This window comes from Nitrososphaerales archaeon (assembly GCA_025058425.1).
In the GTDB taxonomy this organism is placed as follows: Archaea; Thermoproteota; Nitrososphaeria; order Nitrososphaerales; family JANXEG01; genus JANXEG01.
This window is the reverse complement of the sequence record JANXEG010000042.1, coordinates 1-11,249: the sequence shown is the minus strand read 5'-3', so window position 1 is coordinate 11,249 and position 11,249 is coordinate 1. Positions and strand designations below refer to the sequence as shown.

8 protein-coding genes are annotated in these 11,249 nt (G+C 41.4%); 3 read left to right on the top strand and 5 right to left on the bottom strand.

Translation table 11 applies throughout. From position 1 onward, the window contains the following. Positions 1-360: 360 nt before the first annotated feature. The gene (locus NZ896_05200; protein MCS7116852.1) at positions 361-1,830 is read right to left on the bottom strand and encodes a sodium:solute symporter family protein; all 1,470 of its coding nucleotides are present in this window, start codon (positions 1,828-1,830) and stop codon (positions 361-363) included. A gap of 1 nt (position 1,831) precedes the next feature. Further along, positions 1,832-2,035: a hypothetical protein gene (locus NZ896_05195; protein ID MCS7116851.1), complete on the bottom strand. Its 204-nt coding sequence runs from the start codon at positions 2,033-2,035 to the stop codon at positions 1,832-1,834. A 266-nt stretch (positions 2,036-2,301) separates the two neighbouring features. Here NZ896_05195 and NZ896_05190 point away from each other — a divergent pair, with 266 nt between their 5' ends. From NZ896_05190 to malQ, 3 genes are all read left to right on the top strand, one after another. After that, positions 2,302-3,327 carry an alcohol dehydrogenase catalytic domain-containing protein gene (locus tag NZ896_05190; protein MCS7116850.1) on the top strand — a complete coding sequence of 342 codons (1,026 nt, stop codon included), beginning with the start codon at positions 2,302-2,304 and terminating at the stop codon, positions 3,325-3,327. Positions 3,328-3,538: 211 nt separating this feature from the next. Further along, positions 3,539-5,956 carry a DUF3536 domain-containing protein gene (locus tag NZ896_05185; GenBank protein MCS7116849.1) on the top strand — a complete coding sequence of 806 codons (2,418 nt, stop codon included), beginning with the start codon at positions 3,539-3,541 and terminating at the stop codon, positions 5,954-5,956. A 94-nt stretch (positions 5,957-6,050) separates the two neighbouring features. After that, complete coding sequence (malQ, locus tag NZ896_05180) at positions 6,051-7,550, top strand: 4-alpha-glucanotransferase (GenBank protein ID MCS7116848.1); 1,500 nt, start codon at positions 6,051-6,053, stop codon at positions 7,548-7,550. Between the two features lie 96 nt (positions 7,551-7,646). On the opposite strand, the gene NZ896_05175 is transcribed toward malQ, so the two are convergent. The 3 genes from NZ896_05175 to NZ896_05165 form a co-directional block, all read right to left on the bottom strand. Further along, on the bottom strand, positions 7,647-8,714 hold the full coding sequence (locus tag NZ896_05175) for an L-threonylcarbamoyladenylate synthase (protein MCS7116847.1): 1,068 nt from the start codon (positions 8,712-8,714) through the stop codon (positions 7,647-7,649). Between the two features lie 96 nt (positions 8,715-8,810). Continuing rightward, positions 8,811-10,094, bottom strand: coding sequence for a histidine--tRNA ligase (hisS, locus tag NZ896_05170; protein MCS7116846.1), 1,284 nt, complete (start codon positions 10,092-10,094; stop codon positions 8,811-8,813). 15 nt (positions 10,095-10,109) lie between these two features. After that, positions 10,110-11,096: a replication factor C small subunit gene (locus tag NZ896_05165; protein ID MCS7116845.1), complete on the bottom strand. Its 987-nt coding sequence runs from the start codon at positions 11,094-11,096 to the stop codon at positions 10,110-10,112. Between the last annotated feature and the right edge of the window lie 153 nt (positions 11,097-11,249).

Below are 11,249 nucleotides of genomic sequence, written 5' to 3'. Positions count from 1 at the left end.
ACAAATTATTTAATGAATTAAAAGCTGAAAAGAGTAATCAATAGAAAGCAAGATAAAGTTAATTAAGATAATAGAGAAGAAAGGGCATATTTGAGTATAGATAAAGGTAGCGTATCATATAGAATTTACGTAAAATACTTCGAGCATCAAGGATCATTAAATTTTATTGAAAATTTGAAGAAGATGATGATACGATACGTTTGGTTCGAAACCAATATTATGGAATAAAAGTTCAAGATTGAGTCATAAATAAAAGAGATGGTAAATAAGAAGGGATTTTTATTCCTCTACTACTATGTATCTTTATGGTTTACGTAGCCCTCCTATCGTTGGAGTATGAGGTTGCCATTCGGAACGGTCTTACTTTTGTTCAACCTTCGTAATCAACGACACGAGTACCGCTAATACAATATTTACTGCAAGCCCCCATACACCGTTGTGAATATCCATAAAGTATCCAACAGCTCCTACTCTGTAGACCATCTGATATAATTGAATGCCTATTACAGTTGCGAGTCCAGCGATCAAACCCGCTATTACTCCATACTTGTTCATCCTCTTCCAATACAAACCTATGATCAACCCTGGGAAGAATTGGGCAAAGCCCGCAAACGCTACACCTATCATCAGATCGATAACTAAAGGCGGTGGATTGAGTGCAATAAGAAGTGCGATGATCGTCGTAATTATTATACAGACCCTACCGAGCTGTATAGCACCTCTATCACTTATCCTCCTCTTAAAGATAGGCTCATAAATATCTCTTACGAATATCTGACCGCTCAAGAGCATTTGAGAATCTACCGTTGACATACCCGCAGCCATCGCACCAGCCAATACAGGCCCTATTATCCACCAAGGTGCAAACTTCTCAAGTAAGAATGGAATGGCAAGGTCGGCCCTTGGTATCCTCCAATCTTTCACTGGACCTAAGATTGGGCCTGTAATTAGGCCGAGCAGTGGGCTTACGAATACCCACATGATACATTGTGATAATATTACCGCTATCGGTATCATCGCCAGGCTCTTCCTATCTTTAGCCATGTAATGTCTGACGAATAGGTGTGGTGAAAGCCAGATACCGAGTGGTAGAGCAATAAATAGTGAAACCCAAATGGCATCTCTATAAAACTTTGCTGCTCCTGGGAGTGAGAAGAGCGCGGGGTTCTTGCTATAAGCAAGTGAAATCGCGCCTCCTATACCCCCAAGTGGTGCGAGGATGAAGAATGCCGCAACCACAAGGAAGAGTAGTAGCAGTATGCCTTGTATAAGATCTGTCCACACTACAGCTCTTAATCCACCTACAAGTGTGTAGATCAGAGTTACACCACCGACCAAGAGCAGTGCAACATTATAATCCATGAGCCCCAATGCCCAAAGTACGTAAGCCATACCGATCGGCTGAATCCCTATGTAGAATAGATTGAAGATGTAACCAGCGAGCCCGGTGATGAATTGCCCAGCCCTCGATCCATACCTATAGTAGATAAATTCTCCTTGTGTTAACATACCATGCTCTCTTGCGAATTCTCTAAACTTCCAACCCGTTAAGAGTGTAAGTAATACTAAGATTATACCTTGGGATACGGGTAAGACGAGGAATGCGATGCCATGAGTTGCGTACGTAGCTGTAGCGGCTAAGAATGCGACCATGCTCTGTAAAGTAGCGAGGTATGTGAATAAGATGAATATAGGGCTGATCTTCCTCTCCATCAGATAAAAGTCTTCCGGTACGGGCTTTGTCCTTCTACCAGCAAAGTATCCCAAAATTATCATCAATACCATGTAACCGATGACTACACCACTATTGATCTGGCTCTCTATGCTCATACTACTCACCCATCTTTAACCAGAAGTAGATGGCCAGTAGACCGAGGATCCATAGGACGATCTGTATACTCCATAGGTATAGTAGTGGAAAGGGGATACCGATTATCAATGGTTGAGGGTTCTTTAGAATGGGGAATGAAAGCATCGCTACAAGCCAAACGATGAAGCTGAGTAGCACGGTAATTTTAAAGGCATGCTTCGTCATCTCTATCCCTCTTCAAGAAAGAGAAAAGGCCATTACTTTAAATATTTAACGCTATTTCTAAAAGGATTTAGGATATTTGTAGCTTAATCATAGCATGTAGTTAACGCATTATCGACCAAACGATCCACATCTATGAAATTTGTTTTATACTCTCTTTACCTTGTTAGGGTCTTGTGATAGCGTAGATGAATAACGATCGATGTTTTGCTGAGAAGATCGACTAAATACATATTAGTTTAGTTAGAGAGATAATGTTAGGATCACTCATGCGTGTCGCAATGTACTATAACAATAACGATATAAGGATAGAAGAAATGCCGAGGCCGAAGATCGGTGCTGGTGAATTGTTGGTAAAAGTTATGGCTTGTGGTATATGTGGTAGCGATGTGCTCGAGTGGTATCGTATCAAAAGGGCACCTCTAGTACTCGGTCATGAAGCGACTGGTGAAGTCGTTGAGGTTGGGGATGGTGTTGAACGTTATAAGGTTGGTGATCGTGTCTTTGTCTCACACCACGTCCCTTGCAACAGTTGCAAATACTGCTTGGCAGATCATCATACCGCTTGTGAAACTTTACACAGAACGAATTATTACCCCGGAGGTCTATCTGAATACATACGCGTCCCTAGAATAAATGTGGAGCGAGGTGTATTCGTATTGGCCGATAATATGTCATTCATCGATGGGACATTCATCGAACCTTTAGGTTGTGTGGTACGTGGCCAGAGGTTAGCGAACGTGCAGAAAGATAATACAGTACTTATACTGGGCAGCGGTGTCGCTGGCATTCTCCACATTCAACTCGCTCGTCTGAAGGGTGTAAAGCGTATAATAGCTACGGATGTAAATGATTACCGTTTGAATGCGGCGAGAAGGTTCGGGGCCGATTATGTGATAAATGCGCGGGATGATGTGGTTAACAAATTGCTTCAATTTAACGATGGTAGACTCGCCGATCGAGTCATAGTGTGCACGGGAGCATTATCAGCGAGTGAGCAGGCGTTAAAGTGTGTGGATCGTGGAGGTGTGATTCTATTCTTCGCTGTGCCAGAATTGGGTATCAATCTACCAGTACCGATCGCGGAGTTTTGGCGTAATGAAGTAACGATGCTTACTTCATATGGTGCGGCTCCTCGAGACCTTCAAGAGTCATTCAATCTTATCGCTGAGTGTAAAGTGAATGTGCGTGACATGGTCACTCACCGCTTAAGCCTAGCTGAAACTGGATTGGGCTTTAAACTCGTTGCCGAAGCTAAAGAAGCTCTTAAAGTGATCATCGAGCCCTACCGTTGATATCAAATTATCTCAATGAATGATAAAAAAGGGCTTCGAATGGAGTATCGATTAAGAGAAAATTTTAAAATTGCGATTAAAAAGTCTTCATGTCTATACAAAAAGGTAAATATTTGGGCTTCAATGCTTATACATTAGAAGAAGGGTCAAAGATTAAAAGATCATTTATCGATGGTGAAAGCAAGGCATCTGAATGAAGATGGTGTGACGAATGGAAAGATTTGTCTGTATTCACGGACACTTTTATCAACCACCAAGAGAGAATCCTTGGCTTGAGGAGGTAGAACTTCAGGAATCTGCGTACCCTTACCACGATTGGAATGAAAGGATTACGGCCGAATGTTATGCACCGAACACAGCATCCCGCATCATCGATCCAAAGGGCACGATCGTCAACATAATAAACAATTACTCGAAGATCAGCTTCAACTTTGGACCCACACTCCTTTACTGGTTGGAGAAGCATGAGCCAGAGGTTTATGAAGCGATCCTCGAAGCCGATAAGGTGAGTATGGAAAGGTTCTCCGGCCATGGCTCGGCTATAGCCCAACCTTACAATCATATTATAATGCCTTTGGCGAACAAACGAGATAAGTATACACAAGTAAAGTGGGGGATCGAGGATTTCAAAAAGCGTTTTAAAAGGTACCCGGAAGGGGTCTGGCTACCCGAGACTGCGGTAGATTTAGAGACCCTCGATATACTTGCAGAGTTTGGCATAAAATTTACGATACTCTCTCCCCATCAGGCGGAGAGAGTTAGAAGGTTCGGTGATAGAGAATGGTTCGATGTGAGAGGGGGGATCATCGATCCAAAGAAGGTTTATCTTTGCAATTTGCCATCGGGTAGGAGTATTAATATCTTTTTTTACGATAGATTGATATCGAGTGAAGTAGCCTTCGGTAACCTTCTAGATAATGGGGAATTATTTGCAAGGAGGCTCATAGGTGCATTCACAGATGAGAGTTACCCACAGCTCGTTCACATAGCTACCGATGGTGAAACGTATGGTCATCATCATAAGTTCGGTGACATGGCCCTCGCCTACTGCCTCCACTATATAGAATCTAACAATTTGGCGAGGATTACAAATTATGGAGAGTACCTCGAAAGGTTCCCTCCTCAAAATGAAGTTCAGATCATTGAGAATACATCTTGGTCGTGTGTACATGGTGTGGAAAGATGGAGAGATAACTGTGGGTGTAGTGCTGGGAGGGTAAGGGGTTGGAGTCAAGAGTGGCGCAAGCCGCTAAGGATAGCGATGGATTGGTTGAGAGATAGGTTAGCTAAAATCTTTGAATATGAGGCGCTAGAGTACCTTAAAGATCCTTGGAGGGCTAGAGATGATTATATCACAATCATTCTCGATAGATCTAAGCAGAATGTTGAAGACTTTCTTGCTAAACATGCTAAGAGAGAGTTGGTCGAGGATGAAAAGAGAAATATTTTAAGACTCCTCGAGATGCAGAGGAATGCTTTATTAATGTATACGAGCTGTGGATGGTTCTTCGATGATATATCGGATATTGAAACTGTACAAGTGATGCAGTATGCAGCAAGGGCTATGCAACTTGCGCATAGAGTAAGTGGTATCGATCTAAAACCAGACTACATAAATATACTCAAAGAAGCACCTAGCAATAATCCGAAATTTAAGAATGGGGCAGATGTATTCAACGTATGTGTAGTGCCACTAATTGTAGATCTTGTAAAGGTAGGTGTGCATTACGTGATCTCTTCTCTCTTTGCAGAAGCAAGACCTTCAACCATATACTGCTATAAAGTAAGTGATGAGATTTATGAAGAATATCGATTGGGAAGGCTTAAATTGATTATAGGTAGATCGAAGATATCATCCAACATTACATGGAGCAGCACAACGATTAGCTATTCAGCGTTATGGTTTGGCGACCATAACGTGTTCGGAGGGGTTAAGGAGCGTATGAGTGATGAAGAATTTGTAAATATGCGCAAGGATATTCTCTCAAAGTTCGAAAGGGCCGAGGTGCAAAAGATCGTAACATTGATAGATAAGTACTTTGAGAAAAATACTTACTCGATCAAGGACCTTTTTAAAGATGAGCAAAGGAAGATTTTACAGAAGATCATGCAAGTATCGGTCGGTGAAATCGAATCTTACTATAGAAGAATATTTAAAGATAATTATCCGATAATGAGATTCTTAAGAGATGTCAATATTGCACCTCCAAAAGCCCTACAAGTAGCTGCGAATGTTGCGATAAATTCAGAGATCAGTGAGATCATCTCATCTAAAGATATAGATTTAGATCTATTAGAAAAGTTAGTAGATTATACAAGGGAATTAACAATCGAGATCGATAGAGAGTTGATCGGCCTTAAAGCTAGCTCAAGGATAGCTGCAGAGTTGAAAGGGGTTATCGATGACCCCGAAAATATAGAAAATCTCGAAAAGGTTGAAAAATTGTTAGAGTTATTAAATCGGTTACCTATACAACTTAACCTGTGGCGTTCCCAAAACATAATCTTCTCACTCTGCAAGTCATATTACCAACTTATGAAGGAAAGGGGCGAAAAAGGGGATAGAGATGCGATTAGGTGGTTAACCACTTTCAATAAATTATGTGAATTGTTGAAGGTTAAGATTTAGGTATGAAAAATCTCTTAAAGAGCGCTTTAGTATTGCTTTCGATGGTCTTTTATGATCGAGCATATAACTTTCAAGATCATTCTAGGTGAAAATTATGGAGAAAAGGGCTAGCGGAATTCTCCTCCATATAACCTCCCTTCCATCAAAATTTGGAATAGGCGATTTGGGGGAGTGGGCTTATGAATTCTCAAATCTATTATCGAAGATGAAGCAGAGCTATTGGAGCATCTTACCATTGAACCCTACCAGCATAGAGTATGGAAATTCACCGTACTTCTCAGACTCAGGGTTTGCAGGCAACCCATTACTCATAAGTCCTAACTTATTGATAGAAGAAGGAATTCTGCCCGACTCCCTTGCTAAAGAATTTATAAATCTACCGTCTAGATACGTAGATTATAAAGCGGTATCCAGAGTTAAAGAGTTGATCATTGAAAGAGCATATGAATCATTTACCCAAACTCATATCTATAAGGCTGAATATGAAGCATTCTGTGATGAAAACTCTAAATGGCTGGATGATTATGCCCTTTACAAAGTTTTAAAGAGAGTATTCAATGGCCCTTGGTATCTGTGGCCAGACCATCTACGCAACAGAGAAGAGAAGGCATTGAATGAGAAAAGATCGTCCCTTAAAGATCTTATAAAGTTGGAGAAGTTTACACAATTCTTATTCTTTAAACAATGGTTCTCCCTAAAAGATTATTGTAATAAGATGGGGTTGAAGATCATAGGTGATATCCCATTTTATGTAAGTTACGATAGTGTAGATGTATGGACTAATCCTGAAATATTCAAGTTGGATGAGAAGAAAAGGCCCCTATTCGTAAGTGGTGTACCGCCCGATTACTTTAGTGCTAAAGGCCAACTGTGGGGGACTCCTGTATACGATTGGGAACGATTGAAAGAAACAGATTTCGAATGGTGGATGAATCGAATAAAGCATAATTTAAAACTCTATGATTTGTTACGCCTTGATCATTTTCGAGGCTTCCTCGCCTACTGGGAGGTTCCAGCACACTCGGATACAGCAGCGAATGGGGAGTGGGTCAAGACACCATCCGAGGAATTCTTCAAAACACTCGTCAGACATTTTCCAAATCTACCATTTATAGCTGAAGATCTGGGCGTGATAACACCTGATGTGAGAGAGGCTATGAATAGACTTGGAATTCCGGGTATGAGGGTTCTCTTATTCGCATTCGATGGTTCGCCCGATAATCCATATTTACCACATAACCACTCGAAGAATTCAGTAGTTCTTACGGGGACTCACGATACCAATACGGTAAAGGGTTGGTTTTTAGAAGAGGCGACCCAGAAGGAGAAAGCTATGCTCTTCAAGTATGTGGGTAGAGAATTGTCGGAAGAGAATGTGAGCTGGGAATTCATCAGACTATCGATGATCTCTGTAGCCAATTTAAGTATCATACCAATGCAAGATATACTATCGCTAGGTTCTGAGGCAAGAATGAACCGTCCATCCTCAACTCTACACAACTGGGAATGGAGAGTTACCGTTGAACAGTTGATGTCTGATGATCTTCAAAGATTTAAAGAGATGACCGAAATCTTCGGTCGTGCTAAGTATTAAAGATAAAGAGATTAGGTTTGAGAGATGTCTTAATAAAAAAGGGTAATCGATCTTAGAATCTACAGTGTGATCATAAGATTGTTGACAATATCATACTCACACCTTTACTATTCTATATCCGGATGCCTTTCTCAATCTATTCATCAGAGCGAGTCCTAACCCTTCCTCCGTTACACCTTCGGCCACTATTAAATCTACATGCTCTTTATCGAATTCTCTTAAGAGGCTGAAGAGCCTTTTAGCTGCAGACTTTAAATCTTGTCTACTCCCCAAGGATTTGATAATCGCATTCCTATAGATACCTTTATTCTCATCAAAGGTCAATATACCAACGGACTTACCTATCGCTACATTTTTATTGACGATTTCCTGGACCTTCTCTTTAACCGATAATTCCTCTCCTTCTACAACCAACATCTCTGCCTTCGGTGCATAATGTCTATACTTCATACCCGGTGATAATGGCCTTTCTACCTCTATCTTAGATGTAACTGCCGGATGTAACTTCACCTCTCTTATCACCTCCCTCAGATCTTCCAAGGTTACACCTCCAGGTCTTAATATCGTGGGGACATCTCCACTTACATCTAAGACCGTGGACTCTATACCTATATTGGTAGGGCCTGAGTCTATTATCAAATCGATCCTTCCCGCAAGGTCTTCTATAACATGCTCCACCGATGTGGGGCTCGGTCTGCCTGCCAAATTGGCACTGGGTGCAGCGAGGGGCACCTTGGATTCTTCTATCAAAGCCAACGCTACCTTATGATTGGGCATCCTTATAGCGATCGTATCCAAACCTCCTGTAGTTACCTTCGGCACGATTTTAGATGCTTTTAATATGAATGTTAAAGGGCCGGGCCAGAACCTCTCAATCAATTTATCTACAAAATCAGGAACCTCTACTGCCAACAGATTTAACGTATCTCTATTCGCTATATGGACGATTATAGGATTATCCATAGGCCTATTCTTTGCTTTGAATATCTTTATTACTGCATCAGAATCTAAGGCATTAGCGCCCAAACCATAAACGGTCTCCGTTGGGAATGCTACGGTACCTCCATCCTTTATTACATTTGCAGCTAACCTTATTAACTCCTTATCTATATTTGCGGGATCTATCTTTATAATTCTCGTACCCTTCAACGTATACATACTCATGATCTATTCTAAAATTTGCTTCTGTAAGCAATTAATAACATATTACTAACATCTAAACTTATTTCTTACTCCTCCCTCCCTTCCCCTTTTTCCTAGCTATTTACCTTCTCTTAAAGAAGAGAGCAAATCATCTACCTTTATCACCCTCTCTTCCCCTGAATTCATATCCCTTAAAACCACACTCCCCTCCGAATACTCTTTCGGAGCGATCAAAACCACGTATTTGGCAGATTTTAAAGAGGCCATCTCCATCTGGCGCCTTAAACTCTTATTCGAAATATCCATATCTGCAGGTATACCATTACGCCTCAGCACGGAGGTGATTTTGCTCGCATGAGTAATCAGCTCAGGCTTCGCATAGGCTACATACACTCTTATACCATCAAATTTGGCCAGATTACCCATCTTCTTTAGAGCGAGTGATATTCTCTCAACACCGCCAGCCACGCCTGTAGCCCCCATATCTGGCCTCCCGAATACCTCGGGTAGTACGTCATACCTCCCACCACCAGCGAGTGCGCCCAATTCGATATCTTCCCTATCAAAGACCTCAAAGACGATCCCTGTATAGTAATCGATCCCTCTCACGATGCCCATATTTAACAGTACATTATGAATCCCTCTTGAATTTAATGAATCTACAAGTTGCTCAAGATTCGTTTGAGATTTTAACCCTAAATCTCTTAATCGATTCAAAACATCCTCAGCCCTCCCTTTGATTTCGCCGAATCGAATCAAATCTTCAAGACCCTTCCTCTCGGCCTCATTACTACTATATTCCTCAAGGACTACACTTACACCCTTTCTGCCCACTTTATCGAGTGCCCTTAACATCTCTAGTATTCTCGATTTATCATCGATCTTTAACTTTGATCTGATAAATTCTTCCACTACACTTCTATCACCAACCTCTATTGAGGTGTTAGTGAGGCCCAACTTATTCATCATGGTCGATGTGAAGTCTATCACCTCGGCATCGGCCTCGACACTCTTCGAACCGTAGATCTCTATATTCCATTGATGGAACCATCTATAGCGCCCATATTGAGGTTCATCGTATCTCCACATACCTCCAAATGCACCCAACTTTATAGGGAGGGGAAGTTCACGGTGTGATACCACGTAACGTGTCAACCCTACGGTGAGATCGAACCTTAATCCAACATCTCGACCACTTTTATCTTTAAAGTAGTATATTTCGTCTAGGATCGCAGGCCCGCTCTTCATCTTCAGAGTAGATACTAATTCGATGGGAGATGGTTCCATGATCTTAAAGTCGTACAATCTACAAACATCCATGAATACACTTCGAACCTTCTCGATTAGTAAGTAAGTTTCGGGATCGAGGTCACGCATACCACGAGGTAGATTTAACTTCACAATCCTCTACCTCAACTAATTACCTTCTTTACCAAACCCGGCCTCTTTACCTATTCTACCCAACTCCGCCAATAGCGCCGATAACTGTATCTCTGGATGGGCACCCATGATCAATCGATAATCATACTCTGCCATCACCCTCGCAGCTTCATGAGAATTTGGTAGCTTCATCCTTAATATAGCATCGTGGGCATACTTGAGAAAGTCCCGCTCTAACATCCCATATACCCTGATCAACTTTATCAATTCGTTTCTCGATTCTTCGATTCTACCTTTAAGGGCAAGATTCACGATTTCATTCACTTTGGCCTTCGCTGAAATGCCAGTAGTCCTCTTTACATTCTCTACATCGACCACGCCGATCGTAGCGGCCGCTTGAAGTATATTGATCGCATGTCTCAAATCTCCTTCAGAAACTTCATAAATCAATGATAGAGCCTCTCTTTTATACTTCAAATTCTCTAACTTGCATATCTTCTCCAAGTACTCCACAACATCCTTCTCCTCAAGTTGAGAGAAACGCAGGATGGCACACCTACTCTGAATAGGCTCGATGATCGCTGAACTATAATTCGCTATCAGTATAAATCTACATATATTAGAGCTCGTCTCCATAATCCTTCTCAATGCCGTTTGGGCATCACTCGTCATCGCATCGACTTCATCGAGTATGATGATTCGGAATGGAATATCCACACGCCTATCGGCATATCGGGCAAAGGTTTTTATCCTTTCTCTCACTGTATTAATGCCTCTTTCATCAGAGGCATTCAATTCCAAAGTATAATCTCTCCAATAATCGTTCATTATCGCTCTCGCTACACATAGAGCAGCGGTAGTCTTCCCAACACCAGGCGGACCGGTAAAGAGTAGATGGGGCATCTCATTGGGAGATTTTAACATCGAAAGTAAACGCTCGACAACGGGCTTCTGATTCACCATATCCTCTAACTTTAGAGGTCTGTACTTTTCTACCCACATCAAGTTTTGGACCGTCGACATGCCAAATAGCCTCAATAATTTGTTGTAAAGCGATTAATAAAGGTGTTACCGTAATGAGGGTAGAGAGCTAGATCATAAAATGATTGCAAGCAGCTACACATTCAAATAAAACTTCAATCAGATCTAGATTATGTTACGATCTAAAGCATCAAT

Bases quoted from the DNA above. Each gene is read 5' to 3' on its own strand.
- NZ896_05200 (MCS7116852.1), bottom strand. From the start codon at position 1,830: ATGAGCATAGAGAGCCAGATCAATAGTGGTGTAGTCATCGGTTACATG.
- NZ896_05195 (MCS7116851.1), bottom strand. From the start codon at position 2,035: ATGACGAAGCATGCCTTTAAAATTACCGTGCTACTCAGCTTCATCGTT.
- NZ896_05190 (MCS7116850.1), top strand. From the start codon at position 2,302: ATGCGTGTCGCAATGTACTATAACAATAACGATATAAGGATAGAAGAA.
- NZ896_05185 (MCS7116849.1), top strand. From the start codon at position 3,539: ATGGAAAGATTTGTCTGTATTCACGGACACTTTTATCAACCACCAAGA.
- malQ (MCS7116848.1), top strand. From the start codon at position 6,051: ATGGAGAAAAGGGCTAGCGGAATTCTCCTCCATATAACCTCCCTTCCA.
- NZ896_05175 (MCS7116847.1), bottom strand. From the start codon at position 8,714: ATGAGTATGTATACGTTGAAGGGTACGAGAATTATAAAGATAGATCCC.
- NZ896_05165 (MCS7116845.1), bottom strand. From the start codon at position 11,096: ATGTCGACGGTCCAAAACTTGATGTGGGTAGAAAAGTACAGACCTCTA.